The sequence below is a fragment of the Chryseobacterium sp. TQ-BC-N36 genome (assembly GCF_058382295.1).
Genome location: NZ_CM178175.1, coordinates 2,647,925 through 2,666,418, shown reverse-complemented (window position 1 = coordinate 2,666,418; position 18,494 = coordinate 2,647,925). Strand labels below are relative to the sequence as shown.

The 18,494-nt window shown below is 36.7% G+C and carries 18 protein-coding genes; 13 read left to right on the top strand and 5 right to left on the bottom strand.

Annotation, left to right across the window (positions count from 1 at the left end):
- Positions 1 to 41: 41 nt before the first annotated feature.
- Positions 42 to 185, bottom strand: a complete 144-nt coding sequence (locus tag AC3FI7_RS11945) for a hypothetical protein (protein WP_491460184.1) — start codon at positions 183 to 185, stop codon at positions 42 to 44.
- On the opposite strand from AC3FI7_RS11945, the gene AC3FI7_RS11940 reads away from it, so the two are divergent.
- The 12 genes from AC3FI7_RS11940 to AC3FI7_RS11885 all read left to right on the top strand — a co-directional run bounded on the left by AC3FI7_RS11940 (position 177) and on the right by AC3FI7_RS11885 (position 15,368).
- Positions 177 to 758: a sensor histidine kinase gene (locus AC3FI7_RS11940; protein WP_343659606.1), complete on the top strand. Its 582-nt coding sequence runs from the start codon at positions 177 to 179 to the stop codon at positions 756 to 758. The two genes, AC3FI7_RS11945 and AC3FI7_RS11940, sit on opposite strands and share 9 nt — an antisense overlap.
- On the top strand, positions 727 to 1,404 hold the full coding sequence (locus AC3FI7_RS11935) for a response regulator transcription factor (protein ID WP_142724984.1): 678 nt from the start codon (positions 727 to 729) through the stop codon (positions 1,402 to 1,404). The genes AC3FI7_RS11940 and AC3FI7_RS11935 overlap by 32 nt, the downstream gene beginning before the upstream one ends.
- 148 nt (positions 1,405 to 1,552) lie before the next feature.
- A complete protein-coding gene (locus tag AC3FI7_RS11930) occupies positions 1,553 to 2,902 on the top strand; it encodes a phospholipase effector Tle1 domain-containing protein (RefSeq protein WP_343659604.1) in 1,350 nt (449 codons plus the stop codon).
- A gap of 255 nt (positions 2,903 to 3,157) precedes the next feature.
- Positions 3,158 to 3,892 carry a hypothetical protein gene (locus AC3FI7_RS11925; RefSeq protein ID WP_491460183.1) on the top strand — a complete coding sequence of 245 codons (735 nt, stop codon included), beginning with the start codon at positions 3,158 to 3,160 and terminating at the stop codon, positions 3,890 to 3,892.
- A gap of 33 nt (positions 3,893 to 3,925) precedes the next feature.
- Positions 3,926 to 4,174, top strand: coding sequence for a hypothetical protein (locus tag AC3FI7_RS11920; RefSeq protein WP_142724981.1), 249 nt, complete (start codon positions 3,926 to 3,928; stop codon positions 4,172 to 4,174).
- A gap of 135 nt (positions 4,175 to 4,309) precedes the next feature.
- Positions 4,310 to 6,238 (top strand): ABC-F family ATP-binding cassette domain-containing protein, encoded by a 1,929-nt coding sequence (locus AC3FI7_RS11915; RefSeq protein ID WP_142724980.1) that lies wholly within the window; start codon positions 4,310 to 4,312, stop codon positions 6,236 to 6,238.
- Between the two features lie 148 nt (positions 6,239 to 6,386).
- Entirely contained in the window at positions 6,387 to 6,743 is a 357-nt protein-coding gene (locus AC3FI7_RS11910) for a hypothetical protein (protein WP_491460182.1), read from the top strand.
- A 247-nt stretch (positions 6,744 to 6,990) separates the two neighbouring features.
- Complete coding sequence (locus AC3FI7_RS11905; RefSeq protein ID WP_491460181.1) at positions 6,991 to 9,375, top strand: TonB-dependent receptor; 2,385 nt, start codon at positions 6,991 to 6,993, stop codon at positions 9,373 to 9,375.
- 50 nt (positions 9,376 to 9,425) lie between these two features.
- Complete coding sequence (locus AC3FI7_RS11900; RefSeq protein ID WP_142724978.1) at positions 9,426 to 9,998, top strand: hypothetical protein; 573 nt, start codon at positions 9,426 to 9,428, stop codon at positions 9,996 to 9,998.
- 136 nt (positions 9,999 to 10,134) lie between these two features.
- The gene (locus AC3FI7_RS11895) at positions 10,135 to 11,469 is read left to right on the top strand and encodes a trigger factor (RefSeq protein ID WP_142724976.1); all 1,335 of its coding nucleotides are present in this window, start codon (positions 10,135 to 10,137) and stop codon (positions 11,467 to 11,469) included.
- A gap of 195 nt (positions 11,470 to 11,664) precedes the next feature.
- Complete coding sequence (locus AC3FI7_RS11890; RefSeq protein ID WP_142724975.1) at positions 11,665 to 12,351, top strand: hypothetical protein; 687 nt, start codon at positions 11,665 to 11,667, stop codon at positions 12,349 to 12,351.
- A gap of 152 nt (positions 12,352 to 12,503) precedes the next feature.
- Complete coding sequence (locus AC3FI7_RS11885) at positions 12,504 to 15,368, top strand: M16 family metallopeptidase (RefSeq protein ID WP_343659591.1); 2,865 nt, start codon at positions 12,504 to 12,506, stop codon at positions 15,366 to 15,368.
- 75 nt (positions 15,369 to 15,443) lie between these two features.
- Here AC3FI7_RS11885 and AC3FI7_RS11880 read toward each other — a convergent pair whose 3' ends face one another.
- Positions 15,444 to 16,028, bottom strand: coding sequence for a DUF3109 family protein (locus tag AC3FI7_RS11880; RefSeq protein ID WP_142724972.1), 585 nt, complete (start codon positions 16,026 to 16,028; stop codon positions 15,444 to 15,446).
- 6 nt (positions 16,029 to 16,034) lie between these two features.
- Positions 16,035 to 16,940: a DUF6427 family protein gene (locus AC3FI7_RS11875; RefSeq protein WP_142724970.1), complete on the bottom strand. Its 906-nt coding sequence runs from the start codon at positions 16,938 to 16,940 to the stop codon at positions 16,035 to 16,037.
- 42 nt (positions 16,941 to 16,982) lie between these two features.
- Here AC3FI7_RS11875 and AC3FI7_RS11870 point away from each other — a divergent pair, with 42 nt between their 5' ends.
- On the top strand, positions 16,983 to 17,216 hold the full coding sequence (locus AC3FI7_RS11870; protein WP_002976854.1) for a DUF6341 family protein: 234 nt from the start codon (positions 16,983 to 16,985) through the stop codon (positions 17,214 to 17,216).
- Between the two features lie 83 nt (positions 17,217 to 17,299).
- On the opposite strand, the gene AC3FI7_RS11865 is transcribed toward AC3FI7_RS11870, so the two are convergent.
- The gene (locus AC3FI7_RS11865) at positions 17,300 to 17,737 is read right to left on the bottom strand and encodes a universal stress protein (RefSeq protein ID WP_142724969.1); all 438 of its coding nucleotides are present in this window, start codon (positions 17,735 to 17,737) and stop codon (positions 17,300 to 17,302) included.
- A 59-nt stretch (positions 17,738 to 17,796) separates the two neighbouring features.
- The gene (locus tag AC3FI7_RS11860; protein WP_491462081.1) at positions 17,797 to 18,402 is read right to left on the bottom strand and encodes a fumarylacetoacetate hydrolase family protein; all 606 of its coding nucleotides are present in this window, start codon (positions 18,400 to 18,402) and stop codon (positions 17,797 to 17,799) included.
- Between the last annotated feature and the right edge of the window lie 92 nt (positions 18,403 to 18,494).

Sequence of the window (18,494 nt, the reverse complement as noted above, 5' to 3'; positions counted from 1 at the left end):
TTATAATTGTTACCATAACAGTTATAGTATCCTTTATTCTATTAGCTTACAGAGCCTTTATCATCAGGATTATAAAGGAAAAGAATGTACAGCATGAGGCAGAAGTTCAGCACCAGAAAAAACTGGTACTGGAAAACATCAAGGCCCAGGAAGAAGAAAGAAAAAGAATTGCGGTTATGATTCATGATGATATCGGAAACCGTCTCAATATTCTTTCCTTATGGCTGAATAATCTCGATACACAGGGTGACGAGCTGATCAAAAAAAATATCTACGGGCAGATGTCTTCTCTGATTGATGCTGCAAGAAGTATTTCTCATTCATTATACCCTGTTAATCTGGAATCGGTAGGGCTGGTATTATATGTTGAAGAACTGATCGCCAACCTTTCTCACAAAATAAATATTTCCCTGCAGGTTATGCCGGGATATGAAAAAAAAGATCTTTTTGTAGAAGTGCAGCTGTACAGGATTATTCAGGAATTTACTACTAATGTGATCAAGCATTCGGATGCAGCGGATCTTTGGATCTATATCAAAGATTATCCTGAAAATATGGCGGTTGTTATCTCAGATAACGGACAGGGGTTTGAATATGAAGAGGTGAAAAAGGGTATGGGAATCAAAAATATAGAATCCCGTATCAAATCGATGAACGCCACACACAAATGGAAAAAAACCTTTTTAAATAAAGGAAGTCGTTTAATTATTAAAATTCCAAAATATCATGAGTTCCCAAATCAAACTAGCACTGATTGATGATGAACAGCTGATCCTTGAAGGGGTAAGAATGTTGCTGTCCAATGAAAAAAATATCTCGGTGTGCCTTACTGCAGATAACGGCCCGGATTTTATAGAAGACCTCGGAAAACTTTCAGAAGATGAATTTCCTGATATTGCCCTTGTGGATGTTCAGATGAAACCAATGAATGGCTTTGAGCTGGTAGAAATTCTGAAGGAAAAATATCCTGATCTTAAAATTATTATCCTGTCATCCCATTACAAAACATCTATTCTGGGATATATGGTCAAGTTGGGAGTGTCGGCATTCCTTCCCAAAAATTCAAATAAAAAGACATTTATTGAGGCCATCACCATGGTAGATAAAAACGGAGTCTTTTTCACGGCTGAAGATCATCAGATGCTGTTTACCTATATGAACAGTTCTGCCAAGAAGAATTCTCTTTTTGACACAGAAGATGAGCTTTCTGAAAGAGAAAAAGATGTCGTAAAACTGATCTGTCAGGAATTTACCAATAACGAAATAGGCGAAAAACTCTTTATCAGTCCAAGAACGGTAGAAAGCCACCGTCAGCGTATCCTGGAGAAGATTGGAGCCAAAAATACAGTGGGAATCGTTATCTATGCTATTGTCAACAATATATACACGCTTGAAAAAATATAATATGATTCCGTAGAAATACGGAATTTTTTATTTGGTACTTTTCACTCTAGTCAGGCTTATTTTTCTTCTGTTATTTTGAATTGTCTCTTTTAGAGGTTTTTAGTTAAAAAACACAAACAGGATCTGTAATAAAAAATTAAAGTAAAACATGAATAGCAGAGTGATTTCCGTCGGGATTTTCTTTGACGGTACAGGAAATAATGGAGTAAATATTCTTTCACCGGACAAACCGCTGAACAATAATGAAAGCTATTATGGCACATTTACCAACATCTATAAATTATACAGTTTATTCATTGGAGATGAAAAAATTTATATCGAGGGAATTGGTACCGTATCAGGGAGTGAAGATAATAATTTTGCGATGGCAACCTGCGCAAATCCGCCTTATGGTAGCGGTTATTCATCAGATGATAAACTTCAGAAGGCAGAAGATTTTGTGCAACAGGTTACCCATGATCAAACCATAGAATACCATTTCTATATTTATGGATTTGGAAGAGGAGGAATGCTGGCCAGAACTTTCTGTAATCAGCTTTTGAATTATTATGCGCCGGATCATTGCCGGATCAAATTTTTGGGAGTTTTTGATACCGTAGAATCCAAGCCATTTAATACCTATGCTCTGAATATACCTGCCCAGGTAGAGAACGCTTTCCATATCTGTGCAGTTAATGAGAGCCGTTTTTTCTTTCCGCTAACCGGGTTTTTTGAAAATTCAAAGACTATGCAGGATCAGAAATCTGAACATCAGTCATCCGTCTGGAAAGAAATTTTTGTGCCGGGAGATCATGCTGATGTAGGAGGCGGTTATTTGGAGGGACCACAGTCTGTTTATATTTCTACAGACTTTATGAATATTGATGACCTTCATCATTATGTTTCAGATATCAGAAGTGCAAAGATGAGTGCTGAAGGAGATAAAATATGGGATGCTCTGCTTTCAGGTTACGGAGTAGAGACTGTTAACGGACTTTCACAGGCATATGTCTGTAGGGATAAGGTATATAATGAACTTTCGAAAATATATGGAAAACTGATGATGGATGAAACCAATACGACAGGATCTGTTTTCAGTATAGAAAATCAGGCTTATTTTGGAACAGATTATAACAGGCATTCTTTTCTCAATCGTTTTTATATAAAAATGAAAGAATATATAAAAGATCTTTCAGGAAGCAGGAAGCCAATATATGATTTTGGAAAATTTGCAGACTATATCCATATTTCATCAAACTTTGGATTATATAGTAAAAGTTTCCGGTACAGGTCACAACAGGAAGTGAATATTGAACTAATCAATCACGGATTGAATGTTTCCAGTAATACCTCTGTTGATCAGAATAGCCAGACAAGGCTTTCTGAAGAACTCCATTTGCCGGAAGACAGCTTTGTGGCAGATTTTCTTTATGGAACCAATGTACCCAATAATGATCTTTGGATTCGTTCCATTGTAAAAATACCTGCTTCAGTTCCGTTAAATGAAATTAGAAATTAATTACAGTGCTTCTCAGTTTTAAATTTAGGTTAGGGGACATCCATTAAGGTGTCTCCTTTTTTCTTAAGATTTTGGCCGTCAATTGAGTATAATTACCTAATTCTGAATTTGGTGTATTATACTGTAGTTTCCGGTTTTTGATTCTCGTTACTTTGATCTGTTCATTTCATAGAGCTTCAAAATAGAAAATTGAATAAAGGTGAAAATTGAAAAATCTAGCACTAATAAAGAGTAGGAATACCAAAGATTAAAACAATGGAAAAGACACTAATTCAAAGACCCGGAACCAGAATATACTCAATTAAATTTGATTTCACATCAGCTGATCAGAAACAAATTTTACAATATCTGCAGGAAAATGCCTGTCAATTAATGGGATTTAAAGGAGCAACAGGCCCAAATCAGATTTCTGTAGGAGTGCCGGCTTGGTTTGCCATCAACTTTGGGCATATGTTTGGTACAGAAGAAATTTATTGTGAACCCGAATATAAAGTATATGTTTTCAATAGAGCAGTTATTGAACCTGGTACAACCATTCACATGCAGGCATTATCACAGGAAATTCCTTTAGGAACAGCCATAAGCTTTCATTCTGACGGTTCATTTTCGAGAGGAGAGAGTACTCCTGAAGGAATAATCACTGTAAAAAATGAAAGACATCCGGGGGCTCCTAATGTTATAATAGGGCTTGCTGCAAAAGTAAATGGAGTATTTCAGCCTTTCTGTGCATTTACATCTTCTTCACAGAGACAGGTGAGTATGAAACCTAATGAAAAGATAGTCTTATTTGCTTCTCAGGCAAATATGCATTCCGGAGATATTGTGTTAAATTCAATGGCACCAGGGGGAGCGTTTACTTTCAGTGCTGAAAATATGCAGTACGATTTACAGATTATCCGAAGAACTTATGGGATTGCAAATGCACCCGGAGCAGCTCCTGTAGACAGTATACCTGCGGGGCAGTCCTTGATACAGCTCCTCAATACATAAAATTATATAACAAATCACCAAAACCCAATAATTATGAAAGTTTCAGAATGGCTTAAAAAAGCTAATAAGCTTTTGCAGACTTGCGAAAATGAAATCAGCATCAAAAACGGCAGTAAAAAGATGACAATGGCTCAGGCTACTACTTTAAACGAGCTGCAGCATGAGATAGGATCTCACCACGGAATCAGACAGGTAACTTATAAAGAGGCAGCCCAAAGTCTGGTAGAAATGATTGCAATGGTAGAGTCCGGAAGGAAAACCCCGCCACTCACTCCAGGATAAACTTCTGCAACATCAGTAACGTTAGAAATAAAAACGGTCCAAAACGGACCGCTTTTATTATTTCTGGGCTATTCATTTCTTTTTCCGTATTTTTGCCGGCGAAAATTCATTATTCATTACTAATTATTAATTAAGATGCTTTCGGTTCAAAGTTTAGGATTACATCATTCAGGAAATTATTTATTTCAAAATGTCAATTTCACCATTAAAAAGGATGATAAAGTAGGTCTGGTAGGAAAAAATGGAGCGGGGAAATCCACTTTATTGAAAATGCTTTCCGGAGAAATTAATTTCTACGAAGGTGAAGTGGTGACAGAAGGAAGTATTACCATTGGATTCCTGAAGCAGGATCTTGATTTCGTAAAAGGAAGGACGGTTTGGGATGAAACCATGCAGGCTTTTGAACAGATCAATGCCTGGAAAAACGAGCTTGAAGAAGTCAATCATCAGATGGCCGTCAGAACGGATTACGAAAGTGATTCTTATACAGATCTGATCAATAAAATGACCGAACTGAATGATCTTTTGATGAACCATGATGCCTATAATCTTGAAGGGGACATGGAAAAAGTTTTATTTGGTTTAGGATTTAAAGCAGATGACTTCCAAAAGATTACCGATGAATTTTCAGGAGGATGGAGGATGAGAATCGAATTGGCAAAATTGCTTCTTCAGAAGAACGATATTATGCTTCTCGATGAGCCTACCAACCACCTGGATATGGAATCCATCATCTGGCTTGAAAACTTCCTTAAGGAATATCCGGGAGCTATTGTTCTGGTAAGCCACGATAAACAGTTCATGACAGCTGTATGCAACCGTACTTTCGATATTAATAATAAAAAGGTTGACGATTATAAAGCCAACTATTCCAAATATCTGATCATGAGAGAAGATCGCCGTGAGAAACTGATTCAGGCTAAAAAAAATCAGGATGCGGAGATCAAACAGATGGAAGACAATATCAATAAGTTCCGTGCCAGTGCTACAAAAGCATCTTTCGCGCAGTCACTTATTAAGAAATTAGATAAAATAGAACGTATTGAGGTTGATAACGAAGATGTTTCAAAATTCAACATCCGTTTCGTTCAGTCTATGGTTCCCGGGAAAGTGATCTTCGAAGCGGTAAATCTTGGAAAGGCTTATGGGCAGAAACAGATTTTTGACAATGTAGATTTCATCGTTCAGAGAGGAGACAGGATTGCTCTTTTAGGACAGAATGGTCAGGGAAAAACTACGCTGGCTAAAATTCTTGCAGGAGATATCAAGGATTATTCCGGAACATGGAATCTTGGACATAATGTCAATATCGGATATTTTGCGCAGAATCAGGAAGAGGTTTTGACCCCTAACAAAACGGTTCTGGAAGAAGCTGAAGATGCAGCAACCGAAGAAACAAGACCTAGAGTAAGAGACTTATTAGGATCTTTCCTTTTCCAGGGAGATGCTGTTTCTAAGAAAACAAAAGTGCTTTCCGGAGGAGAAAGAAACCGTCTGGCACTTTGTAAACTATTGCTGCGTCCTTTCAATACACTGATCATGGACGAACCTACCAACCACCTTGATATCCAGTCTAAAGAAATTATCAAGCTGGCATTGCAGAATTTTGAAGGAACTCTGATTGTGATCTCGCACGACAGGGAATTCCTGCAGGGGCTTTGTGATAAGATCTATGAATTCCGTGACGGAAAAATGAAAGAGTTCCTTGGAGACATCAACGAGTATCTTGAGTACAGACAAAAGGAAACCATCAGAGAGATTTCTGCAGAAAAAGCCAAACTTCATAACGAAGTAAAGACAGAACCTAAGAAAGTGGAAGAAAAACCTGTTGTGAGCAGTACCCAATCTTCCAATATTGTCAGTAAAGAACAAAAAAATATTCAGAATAAAATCAAGAAAGTAGAAGAAAGAATTTCTGAGCTTGAAACAAAAGTAGAAGAAATGGAAGCTTCTTTTGCTAAAGAAAATCCTTCAGATGAAACCCTGGAACAATACAATAAATTCAAGGAAGATCTGGAGACAGCACTGCAGGAGTGGGAATATCTCGGAACCCAACTTGATTAATCAAAAATATACATGCTTCATAAATTAGAAATTATGGAGCATTTTTTTTGTAACAGAATGCTGTTCATCTCTACTTATTATCAGTAGTTGCAAAGTAATTTAATAAAACTTTAAGGAAACAATTAAATTATTTTCATAATTTTGAACCATGATTATTAAAGAAAGCAGAAATTTAAAGAGTTTTATCTCCAAGCTGTTGTTTGGAGTATATTTCCTTGCGCTGCTTTCTCAAAGCTTTCACCATCACGATTCTGTAGACTATTTTAAGGCTTTTAATCTTAAAAAAACGGAGAATACGGTGACGAAGGCTGTTACTAAAGAGAAAGCTGGCGACTGTCTGGCCTGCCACTTTTTGGTGACCGGACATACACTGGCTCCTGAAGAATTCAGCTTTACTTTTGAGCATTACAGCCATGAAGTAAAGCAAATCATCGCCATTCAGGAGAAAATATGGTCTCAGACCAAATTCACTTTTCAGCTTCGGGGACCGCCCGCATTTTCATAATTCATAGATTCTTATTGGGTTTAAAGTTCTGTACTTTAAAGTTTAATGTTTGATGTTCGAAGTTTAAAGCTGTTGGAAATCATTTGGTAACGGCTGTTATTAACGGTTTCAGTGACTAATTTTTAATTTCTCATCATCAATACATTGTACTTTTTACATTGTACATTCTACAATTAAAACAAACCCTTCCCACAAATTTTAACGAAAAATGTACCTTATTGATAGGTACGCAATCAATCTATTTACAATGAAATTGATATATTGCCTGCTGCTGATCTTTTGCGGATCAGTATTTACAAGTGCACAAAAAACATATACTGTAGAGGGAACCGTTCAGGATTTTCATGATAAGACCATGCTGGAAAATGCAGTCATCAAAATCGGAAACTTTACAGCCAAAACAAACAAGAAAGGTAAATTTTCTTTTGACAAAATTCCTGCAGGGAAGTATACGCTCATTGCACAACATCCTGATTGCAATGATTATACTGAAAATATAGGAGTTGATCGGGATGTTCAGTTGGTCATTACCCTGGAACATCATGTCAAAGATATTGAAACCGTTACCATCCATGGAAGTCATAAAAACAACGGTTCACTGGTAGTGAAAACGCTCAATAAATCTGATATAGAGAAAAACTCTACGGATAATCTGGGGAATTTATTATCTAAAATTTCAGGAGTGACGGCTTTGAAAACCGGGAATAATATTTCAAAACCTGTTATTCACGGGCTGTATGGAAGCCGAATCAGCATCCTGAACAATGGAGTACGCCTTGCTGAGCAGGAATGGGGAGTGGAACATGCCCCGAATGTTGATATTAATAATTTTCAGCATATCGATGTAATCAAAGGAGCTTCTGCTTTGAAATATGGAAGTGATGCTATTGGTGGAGTCGTGGTAATGGAGCCGGAAATTTTCCCCAAAAAGGATACTATCAAAGGCTCAGTCGGTCTTACCGGAATTTCCAACGGAAGAGGTCTTGGGCTTGATGTAGATGTTGCTAAAGTCTGGAAAAACGGATGGGCTGTAAAATCTGGCGGAAGCATCAAGAAACTGGGAGACCAGAGTGCACCCAATTATAATCTGAAAAATACAGGAATGGATTTTTCTTCCTTCAATTTCACTGTTCAGAATAATACCTATGAAAGAGGGATCTCTTTTGACTATTATCTGACAAACCAGAATATAGGAATTTTAAGAGACTCACACGTTTCCACCTCTGAAGATTATGACAGGGCGATGAATGCCAATCCTCCAATCTATTCAGGAAAATTCAGTTATGATATTGATAACCCAAGACAGGTTATTGAACATCATATTGCAAAAGTTTCTGCTTTCAAGAGATTTGAAAATATAGGGAAATTGTCTGCTACGTACAGTTATCAGTACAACCACAGACAGGAATATGATATAAGAAGAGGAGATTTAAATGATACCCCTTCACTGGATTTGGCGTTGATGACGCACCAGTTCAATATTAATGATTTATTAGAGAGAGAAAAGTGGTCTTTGGAAACCGGAATTGATGCAGGGTTTCAAAACAATTATTCAGATCCTGCAACAAAAGCGAGACGTCTGATCCCGAATTATGATAAATATTCGGCAGGTGCTTATTCTGTTTTTAAATATAAAATTTCACCTGAATTCAATTTTGAAGCAGGAGCGAGATATGACTTCACCCGTTATGATGTAACCAAATGGTATGATAAAAGTGACTGGGATCAGTTATATGCCAATGCTTATCCACAATTCTACGTGAAAACAGATCAGAACAGAGTTTTGACACGCCCTCAGCTTAATTATAATAATGTCTCTTTCAATGCAGGGCTGGAATACCGTCCCAATGCCAATTTTGATCTGAAATTTAATTATGCAAAAGTGGGAAGATCTCCGAATGTTGCTGAATTATTTTCAGACGGGCTGCACCATTCTGCAGGTATTATTGAAACCGGATACATGGGCTTGAAAAATGAGCAGGGACATCAGTTTAATTTAAATGTAGACTCAAAATTAAATGTTTTAAAAGGATTGAATGTTTCTGTAAACCCATATTTCTTCATCACTAAAAACTTCATTAATGAAATTCCCGTTGGGATCAAAGGAACAATCAGAGGGGTATTCCCGGAATGGGTATATCAGCAGATTGATGCAAAAATGTATGGAGTGGATCTGGATATCAACTGGAAACTTACGGATGACCTTACTTATGTAGGAAAAGGAAGCTACGTATACGGGCAGGACGATACCCATAACGAGCCGTTGATCCTGATGATGCCTCCAAATTTTTCCAATGCATTACAGTTTAAAAAGCAGGAATGGAACAGCTTCTATTTCACTGTTGAAAACCAGACATTTTTAAAACAAACCAGATTCCCGATCCGAAATGCACCATTGGAGCTTTTTGTGAATGGTGAGTTGGTGGATAAGGAAATCGATTTCAGTACGCCGCCAAACGGATACTCACTTTGGAATATCCAAACGGGAATCAATATCAGCAAAAATCTTTCTGCGGGACTTATTGTAAATAATCTTTTCAATACTTCATACAGAGAGTATCTGAACCGTTTGAGATTCTTTGCAGATGAGGCAGGAAGAAACTTTATTTTAAACTTTAGATACAGATTCTAAAGATTTCAAAAAACATTTAATCAAAATTTCACAATTTTAAATTCTTAACAATGAACAAACTATTCAATACTAAAAATATTATCAAATTATTAGCTGTTTTATTCATCACTGTTACTGCTGTTACATCTTGTCAGAGAAACGGTTCTGCAGAAGAAGATGACCTTCCTCAGGAAGAACTTACGAATATCGTGTTACTGGTAACTGATGATGCAGCAGGAACCACTCAAAGTTATGATTACAGTATCGGAGCGGGAGGAACGCCTACTATTCCGCTTACAGATGGTAAGACTTACACTGTTCAGGCAAAATTCAGAAACGGAAATGAAGATGCTACCCAGGAGATCATTGATGCTAAAAACGAACATTTTTTAATTTTTGATTTTCCAAAATCCAATATTACCGTAGAAAGAGTAGATGGCAGCGATCTTAGAAGTGATGGGAAAAGAGTTGGATTGAGAACCAAATGGACTGTCGTGAAAGCTGTTGACGGAACGGCTCCGTTTTTAAAACTGACGCTTATTCACTCTCCTCAAAGTGTAAACGATGCTAAATCAGGTACTGCCTGGGGAAGCGTCGTAGGAGGAGAAACCGACGCTGAGGCAAAATACAACCTAAGTAATTAGGACAATTAATCTTGTTTGGACCGCCGGAATAATCCGGCGGTTTTTTATTTAACAATTTTTGGCGTTATAAGTTGATTTTAAATGGGTGATTTTCATAAAAAATTCCTATTTTTGCAACCTAAAATTTTAATCAATAATGAAGGTTACCGCACAAAACCATGATGACGTAAGTGCATTGCTTACAGTAACATTGGAAAAATCTGACTACAAAGAAAAAGTAGAGAAGCAGTTGATTAATTATGCTAAAAATGCGCAAGTTCCTGGATTCAGAAAAGGGAAAGTGCCTTTGAGTATGGTTAAAAAACAATATGAAGCAGGTATTGCATTTGAAGAAATCAACAGACAGGTTTCTGATGCATTGAACAACTATGTTAATGAAAACAAATTAAGATTAGTTGGTCAGCCTATTCCTCAGCCCGTAAACGAATTAGATTACAATGCTGATCAATTAGAAGTTGCTTTTGAAGTAGGATTTGAGCCTGAATTCACTATAGATTTAGCTAAATATGAAGCTCCTCACTACAAAGTAGAAGCTTCTGACAAAGAAATCGGTAAGAGCATTGAAAACATGCAGAAGCGTTTCGCTGAGCAGGTTCCTCAAGATAAAATCACTAAAGATTCTTACATTGCTTTAGAAGTTTCTCAGGTTGTGGAAGAAGATGCTGAAGGAGAGCACCACCACCACCCAAAAAACCTTACTATTACCGCTGAAAACAAAGAAGCTTTCAAATTGGTAAAAGGTTTGAAAATGGATGGATCTGTAAAAGTAACAAAAGAAACGCTTGCAGGTGACGAAGAATTAGCTAAAGAATTAGGATTCAGCAAAGAAGAAGTTGAACACCTACACCACAATGAAGTAGAAGTAAAAGTAAAAGATTTCTATTCATTAAACTTAGCTGAGCTTAATCAGGATCTATTCGATAAAGTATACGGAGAAGGAAATATCAAGTCTGAAGAAGAGCTTAAAGATAAAGTGAAAACTGAATTGGATGAGTATTTCCAACAGAATGCTGATGTTCACTTTGTGAATAAAGTATTGGAACAGGTGACTGAGAAAGAAGAAGTGAAACTTCCAGAATCATTCTTAGTGAAGTGGTTATTATTCTCAAACCAGAACATTCAGTCTGAAGAGCAGGCTAAAGAAATTCTTGAAGCTGAGAAAAACCAGTTGAAATATCAGATCATTGAAGGTAAATTGATGACTGAGAACGAAATCAACCTTGATTATGCTGACGTATTGGCTCAGGCTGAGCAGCTGGTAAAAAATCAGTTGGCAATCTACGGAATCCACCACTTAGGTGATGAAGAGATCCAGAAATATGCTGTTGAAATGCTGAAAGATCAGGAGCAGGTAAGACAAATTTCTTCTGAAGTAGCTATGGCTAAACTAAAAGATGTAATTCTTGAAAAAGCAAGTAAAAAAGAAACTAAAATTTCTCACGACGAATTTTTAGAAGAACTTAAGAAGTAATTATACCCGGATATAAATATTTGAAAACCGTCATTTTTTGGCGGTTTTTTTATTATATATCTATACCTTAAAATTAATCAGTTATCATCACCAGGTACTTATCAATTACGATTCATCATTGATCATTCATTACTCATTATTTATTTGTATGTCCGCCAATATTCCTATATTTACTTTTTAAACTTTATTATAAATATGAAAAAGATCATCATTCCGTTTTTTTGTGCTGTACTTTTCTCAGTACCTGCAGCAGCTCAGAAAAAGGGAGCTGCATCTGCTAAAACAGAAGCTGTAAAATCAAAACTGACACCTAAAGAAGTTGTTGATAATTATTTCAAAGCATTAGGTGGGAAAGATAAACTGGACGCTGTAAAATCTACGATTACTGATAATACGGTTGGTGTGCAGGGAATGGAAATTCAAATGACTACAAAGAAATTAGGAAATAAATTCAAATCTGTACAATCTTTCATGGGGAAAGAAATGATTCAGCTGTTTGACGGAGAGAAAGGGTATTTTGATCAGATGGGAACTAAAACAGATATTCCTGCTGACAAGATTGCTGACCTGAAAAAAGGAAAACCCATTGATGCGTTAGCTTTTGATGCTTCTAATTTTCAGACTGTATCAACAGAAAAATTAAACGGAAAAGACTATAATGTACTGTCTTCTGATAAAGGAAAGTTTTATTTTGATGCAGGAACCGGACTTTTATATAAAACAGATGCCGGAGAAGGAAATGCTACCATCAAAAGTTATATGACTGTAGACGGAATACAGTTCCCTGCAGAAGTAGACGCTGAAGGCGGAGGTCAGAAAATGACAATTAAAACTACAAAAGTGGTGATCAACTCCGGAGTTACGGATGCAGATTTTAAATAAAAACTCTTTTTTAAGATATAAAAAACCGGGAATTACCCGGTTTTTTTAATATATTAATATTTTTAACTCAAATTTAACTATGAAATAAATTGTGCAATTTCTTCACCTTGTGAATAATTGATACTTTTAGCGTGTAAATAAAATCAAATACCATGAGAAAAGTATTATCTTCATTTGCGGTCATCTTTCTGATGTCCTCGAATGCCTTTGCACAGAACATTCCGGTGGATCCTTCTGTGCGAATCGGTACCCTTTCCAACGGAATGAAGTACTATATCAAAAAAAACACATTACCTGAGAAAAAGGTGGATTTCCGCCTGGCCATCAATGCCGGCTCCATTCTTGAAGATGAGAATCAAAGAGGATTGGCCCATTTTATGGAGCACATGAACTTCAATGGAACTAAAAACTTTCCGGATAATAAGCTGGTTGACTTCCTGCAATCTATCGGAGTGAAATTCGGACAGCACCTTAACGCATATACAAGCTTTGACGAGACGGTTTATATGCTTCCGGTTCCCTTAGATAAACCCGGAAATCTGGATGCCGGACTGAAAGTAATGGAAGACTGGGCATTCAATGCAACACTTTCTGATGAACAGATCAATAAAGAAAGGGGAGTTGTGCTGGAAGAATTAAGATTGGGGCTTGGAGCAGATAAAAGGATGATGGATAAATATCTTCCGAAGTTTTTGTACAAATCACAATATGCAGAAAGGCTGCCGATCGGAAAAAAAGAAATTTTGGAAAACTTCAAACCCGATGTGATCCGAAAATTCCATCAGGACTGGTACAGACCGGATCTGATGGCGATTATCGTAGTAGGAGATATCAATGTAGATGAGATCGAAAAAAAGATCAAGGATAATTTCAGTAAATATAAAAATCCTTCAAATCCAAGAGAAAGAAAATCTTTTGATCTTCCCAATCACAAAGAAACTTTAGTAGCTATTGAAACAGATCCGGATGCTACCAATTCTATGGTACAGTTTATCATGAAAGATGCTGAGGCCTACAAACCGGATGTAACTATTGAACAGTACAATCAGAGCCTTATAGAAAACCTTTCAACCACAATGTTGAATAACAGATTGAGAGAACTGATCAATTCTACAAATCCACCGTTTACTTTCGGATCAGTATATCATGGAGGAACGTATGCAAGAAGCAAAGAAGCCTTCCAGGGGTTTGCCATGGTAAAAGAAGGAAATCAGCTGAATGCATTGAAAGTTCTGTTAGAGGAAGTAGAAAGAGCCAAAAGATTCGGTTTTACACAATCTGAACTCGACAGAGCAAAATCTCAGGTCCTTTCCAACCTTGAAAGATCTTATAACAACAGAGATAAAACAGAAAGTGATATGCTGGTAGGAGAGTATGTAAGAAACTTCCTGGAGCAGGAGCCGATTCCTGGAATTGCGTGGGAATATGAAGATACCAAATCTTTCTTACCGTCCGTTACCTTGGCGCAGACCAACGAAGTCATCAAGAAAATGGTGAAGGATGACAGCAGGGTAATTGTGATCACCGGCCCTAAAAAAGACAATATAACCATGCCTACAGAAGCAATGGTTCTGAATACATTTGATGCAGTGAAAATGGCAGATCTTAAACCTTATGAAGAAAAGGCTACCATTAAAAATTTAGTAAAACCTTTCAAATCTGAAGGGAAAATTGCGAAAACAGAAACGGATGCCAAATTAGGGACAACAACCTGGACTTTAAGCAACGGGGCTAAAGTAACTTTCAAGAAAACAGATTTTAAAGATGATGAGATTGTATTTACAGCGAGAAGTTTAGGCGGAAATTCTATTATTCCTGATGCTGATTTTAATAAAACGCAGTTTGCTTTCTCAGCATTGTCAGAAGCTGGTGTTGGTGGATTTTCCAAAGCAGATCTTACCAATTATCTTGCCGGTAAACAAGTAAACGTGAATCCAATGGTAACTGCTCTCTTTGAAGGGGTTTCCGGAAGGACTACCCAAAAAGATTTGGGAACAGCGATGGAACTTATGTATGCCTATTTTACAAATCTGAACTATAATCCTGCTTCTTTCAATGCTTATAAAGAAAAGCAGTCTGCCATGCTGAATAATCTTTTGTCTAATCCACAGACTTATTTTGCGAGCGAACATGCCAAATTCATGAATCAGAAAAACCCTAGATTTATAGGTCTGTTCCCAATGGAGAAAGATTGGGCGAACACCGATTATAAAAAAGCATATGATATCTATAAAGAAAAATTTGCCAATGCAGGAAACTTCCATTTTTATTTTGTAGGAAATATTGATGAATCGAAATTCAAAGACCAGGTGCTGCAGTACATTGCAAGTCTTCCTTCATCAGGAAAGGCTGGTATGTTCAAAGATACAGGATACAGACAGATGACCGGAGATTATACCAAGGTGTATAAAAAAGGTAAAGATCCGAAGAGTATGGTAACCATTTCTTATGCAGGAGAAGCTCCTTATAATGAAAAAGAAGCATTGGCTTTATCAGCTCTTGGAGAAGTGGCAACCATCAAAGTGATCGAAAAACTGAGAGAAGATGAAAGCGGCATCTATGGCGGAGGAGCAAGAGGAGGAATGAATAAAATTCCTTACAATTCCTACAATTTCAGCATCAGCTTCCCTTGTGGCCCTGAGAATGCTGAGAAGCTTACGAAAAGCGCTATTGCTGAGCTTCAGAAACTGATTGATAAAGGACCTGAGCAGAAAGATCTTGACAAATACAAGGAAGGAGAATACAATGACAATAAAACAGAACTGAAAGATAATATGTTCTGGATGAATGCTATTGCCAAGAATCAACTGGACGGAAGTGATAAGTACGATATCTTGAATTATCAGGATAAAGTAAAAGCGCTTACAGTAAAAGACCTTCAGGATGTTGCTAAAAAATACCTTACAAAAAGTAGAATTGTAGCGACTTTGATGCCGGAAGACGGATGGGAAAATGCTAAAAAAGAAGAGGCTAAAAAGGTAGAAACTGTGACGGTAAAAGCAGGAGCTGCCAACTAGTCAACTTTTTGCTGACAATAAGAAAACCGCAGATTTTTCTGCGGTTTTTGTTATTTAATTCAAATACGTATCAGGTTAAGAACCATATTCTTTTTTCCATTCATCAGCTGCTTCACTCAGAACATTGTAGAATTCTTCGCCGTATTTTCTGATCAGCGGAGTTTTTAAGAACTTATATACAGGAACCTGAAGCTCTTTTCCAAGGGTACAGGCATCGCTGCATACATTCCACTCATGATAATTCAATGCAGTAAAGGCAGAATATTCCGTAACACGGATCGGGTAGAGGTGACAGGAGATCGGTTTTTGCCAGTCTACAGCACCATCTTCATACGCTTTTTCAATACCACATTTGGTAATTCCTTTTTCATCGAATGTTACATAGGCACATTCGCGGTTCTCCACCATAGGAGTAACATACATTCCGTCGTGCGGATCAGTAGTCCATGTTCCCTGTTCTTCAAGGGCTTTGATTCCTTCCTGGGTGAGGTAAGGTTTTATTTTATCAAAAATACTGTCCAATATTTCAAGCTCGCTTTTATCCAACGGAGCTCCTACATCTCCTTCCACACAACATGCACCTTTACATTTTGTAAGGTTGCAAACAAATTCTTCGGAAAAAATTTCCTCGGAAATCAATTTATCGTCTATCTGAATCATAATTTCTTAAAATAAATCAAAAACTGTACCTGCCTTAAAGGTAAGCAGGCTAATAATAATAAGCCATACACTGGCTTCACGCATCCAGTATTTAGGTAAAAATCTCATCATTCTGCTCAGGATAATGCTTGAAGGAAATGCCAGAAGAAGCAGGTATTCATAGCTTTTATTCATGTACAGGATAATAGAAATAAGCTGTGCTACAGAAAAGACCAATAGAAAGGTATATTTATACCTGCTTATCGGACTCTTCTTATTATAATTTTTAAAATGGTCATATACAGCATAAATAAGCATCAGAACCACGGGAATTAATGGCAGAAGTTCTGTGTAATCCGTTACCGGTTTCATTTTTCCAAATGGAAAATAATCGATATTCCATGATGTGAACTGTACAAAATACATGACAGAAAAATAACTGAATATAATCAAAACAATTCCCAGCAGAAATCTGAAAAGATTCAGCCCGATCTTGGCAGAGGTGGCAATCACGTGGATGATCACAAAAACAGCCATCGGCCAGGTAGTAGGGAGAAAAATAAAATTCAAAGCTACTATAGAGCCTACCAACACATAAGATTTTTTTCTGATATCCTCATCTGCACTGGTCAGAAGAAGGATAAGAAAAGAGTTGGTAAGCAGTGAAACGGCGATTCCTATATCCAGGTTCCCGGGGTATAGCCCGAAAATAAAAAAGGTATATAAGAATAAAGGCAGATGGGTCTGATAATTAAGAGCGATACTGTGAAAACAAAAATATCCCAAAGCAATTCCCAGAAAAGTTATTCCGGCAACAATAGCTTCGTAAGTGTTGAAATTCAGTATGTTAAATATTACGACTACTAAAAGAAGAAAACCAATATAAACAGGAATTGAAAAAATATTGCTTTCTTTTGAAAGTAATTTAAACATTTTTTATAAATTTGTACAAAGTTAATTTAAAAAAGGAAAATAATGACGTCTTTCTTTCTATTCTTAAGCAAAGTTTTCAAATGGTCTTTCGGTTTCTTTGATGCTTTCGGTAATGTTTTAAACTGGATTCTGTTTATCGTTTGCTGTGTACTGTTCACTTATTGGTGTTATGTACTGGTGGTTACACTAGGTGGTGACAAAGATAAAGACTATTATTCTCCAACGGAAGGTAAGCATCCTTACTACGATCCGAATATCTACAAAAAAGAAGGTTAATTAATTGGTTATATAGTAAAAAACCGATCAAACAATATGCTTTGATCGGTTTTTTTATTACTAACGATTAAAATTTTCTTTTCTTAGTCGTGAATCGGAAGTACCAGAACAGGAATGCTTGAACTTTTCGTAATTCCTTTTGTTAAACTTCCCACGAATACATCATAGATTCCGCTTCTGCCATGTGATCCCATCACAATATAGTCTGCATTTTTTTCTTTTGCATGTTCCAGAATAATATCTTTTGCAATTCCCTGTTTCAAAAGGTGTTCACAATCAATATCATGGCCGATGATTCTTTGCTCAATTTTATTAAGCTGTACCAGCTCTTCTCTGATTTCGTTGGCTTCCACTTCCGGAAAATATTGAAATCCCATATCACCAATGGCAAAGCCGATATCTGATGGCGCTACGTGGATCAGGTAAATTCTGCCGTTAAGCTGTTTTGCAAATTTTATGGCACCGTCTACCAGTTGGTCTGTCTTGTCCCCAAAATCTACGGGTAATACAATATTTATCATAACCTCTAATTTTGTTACCTAAAGGTATGAAAAATTTGTCATATTCTGATGTTAAATACTTATAATATTCGGATATCAAGGATTTTTTCTTCTTCAAGATAAGCTTCCAGGATATCATTTTCATTTACCTTTCCAACCCCTTTCGGAGTTCCTGTGAAAATAAGGTCTCCTACTCTTAACGTAAAGTATTGGGAGGCAAAAGCAATAATGTCGTCAAAGTTGAACATCATATCTTTTGTATTGCCATCCTGTACTTTCTCTTTGTTTTTTAATAATGAAAACTGAAGGTTCTCCAGACTGAAATTTTCTTTTTTAAAGAAGCTGCTTACCACAGCAGAACCGTCAAAACCTTTGGCAAGCTCCCATGGAAGCCCTTTTGATTTCAGTTCGCTCTGAAGATCTCTTGCCGTAAAATCTATTCCCAAACCTATTTCTTCATAATGCTTGTGTGCTGTTTCTTTCTGAATATATTTTCCTCCCTTTGAAATTTTTAATACCACTTCAAGCTCGTAGTGGATATCATTTGAAAATTCAGGAATGTAAAAATCATTTCCCTTTAAAACAGCGGTATCCGGTTTCATAAAGATAACTGGATTCTCGGGAATTTCATTTCCCAATTCTTTCGCATGCTCACTGTAATTTCTTCCTATGCAGATGATTTTCATAATTCTTTTATTTTATTTTTTTTGACTTCGTCATTGTGAGGAACGAAGCAATCTTCCTTTTTATTGATACCGCTTAATGGATATTAATTTCT

Excerpts from the sequence above, each read along its gene's own strand:
- AC3FI7_RS11940 (WP_343659606.1), top strand. The coding sequence starts at position 177 with ATGATTCATGATGATATCGGAAACCGTCTCAATATTCTTTCCTTATGG.
- AC3FI7_RS11945 (WP_491460184.1), bottom strand. The coding sequence starts at position 185 with ATGAATCATAACCGCAATTCTTTTTCTTTCTTCTTCCTGGGCCTTGAT.
- AC3FI7_RS11935 (WP_142724984.1), top strand. The coding sequence starts at position 727 with ATGAGTTCCCAAATCAAACTAGCACTGATTGATGATGAACAGCTGATC.
- AC3FI7_RS11930 (WP_343659604.1), top strand. The coding sequence starts at position 1,553 with ATGAATAGCAGAGTGATTTCCGTCGGGATTTTCTTTGACGGTACAGGA.
- AC3FI7_RS11925 (WP_491460183.1), top strand. The coding sequence starts at position 3,158 with ATGGAAAAGACACTAATTCAAAGACCCGGAACCAGAATATACTCAATT.
- AC3FI7_RS11920 (WP_142724981.1), top strand. The coding sequence starts at position 3,926 with ATGAAAGTTTCAGAATGGCTTAAAAAAGCTAATAAGCTTTTGCAGACT.
- AC3FI7_RS11915 (WP_142724980.1), top strand. The coding sequence starts at position 4,310 with ATGCTTTCGGTTCAAAGTTTAGGATTACATCATTCAGGAAATTATTTA.
- AC3FI7_RS11910 (WP_491460182.1), top strand. The coding sequence starts at position 6,387 with ATGATTATTAAAGAAAGCAGAAATTTAAAGAGTTTTATCTCCAAGCTG.
- AC3FI7_RS11905 (WP_491460181.1), top strand. The coding sequence starts at position 6,991 with ATGAAATTGATATATTGCCTGCTGCTGATCTTTTGCGGATCAGTATTT.
- AC3FI7_RS11900 (WP_142724978.1), top strand. The coding sequence starts at position 9,426 with ATGAACAAACTATTCAATACTAAAAATATTATCAAATTATTAGCTGTT.
- AC3FI7_RS11895 (WP_142724976.1), top strand. The coding sequence starts at position 10,135 with ATGAAGGTTACCGCACAAAACCATGATGACGTAAGTGCATTGCTTACA.
- AC3FI7_RS11890 (WP_142724975.1), top strand. The coding sequence starts at position 11,665 with ATGAAAAAGATCATCATTCCGTTTTTTTGTGCTGTACTTTTCTCAGTA.
- AC3FI7_RS11885 (WP_343659591.1), top strand. The coding sequence starts at position 12,504 with ATGAGAAAAGTATTATCTTCATTTGCGGTCATCTTTCTGATGTCCTCG.
- AC3FI7_RS11880 (WP_142724972.1), bottom strand. The coding sequence starts at position 16,028 with ATGATTCAGATAGACGATAAATTGATTTCCGAGGAAATTTTTTCCGAA.
- AC3FI7_RS11875 (WP_142724970.1), bottom strand. The coding sequence starts at position 16,940 with ATGTTTAAATTACTTTCAAAAGAAAGCAATATTTTTTCAATTCCTGTT.
- AC3FI7_RS11870 (WP_002976854.1), top strand. The coding sequence starts at position 16,983 with ATGACGTCTTTCTTTCTATTCTTAAGCAAAGTTTTCAAATGGTCTTTC.
- AC3FI7_RS11865 (WP_142724969.1), bottom strand. The coding sequence starts at position 17,737 with ATGATAAATATTGTATTACCCGTAGATTTTGGGGACAAGACAGACCAA.
- AC3FI7_RS11860 (WP_491462081.1), bottom strand. The coding sequence starts at position 18,402 with ATGAAAATCATCTGCATAGGAAGAAATTACAGTGAGCATGCGAAAGAA.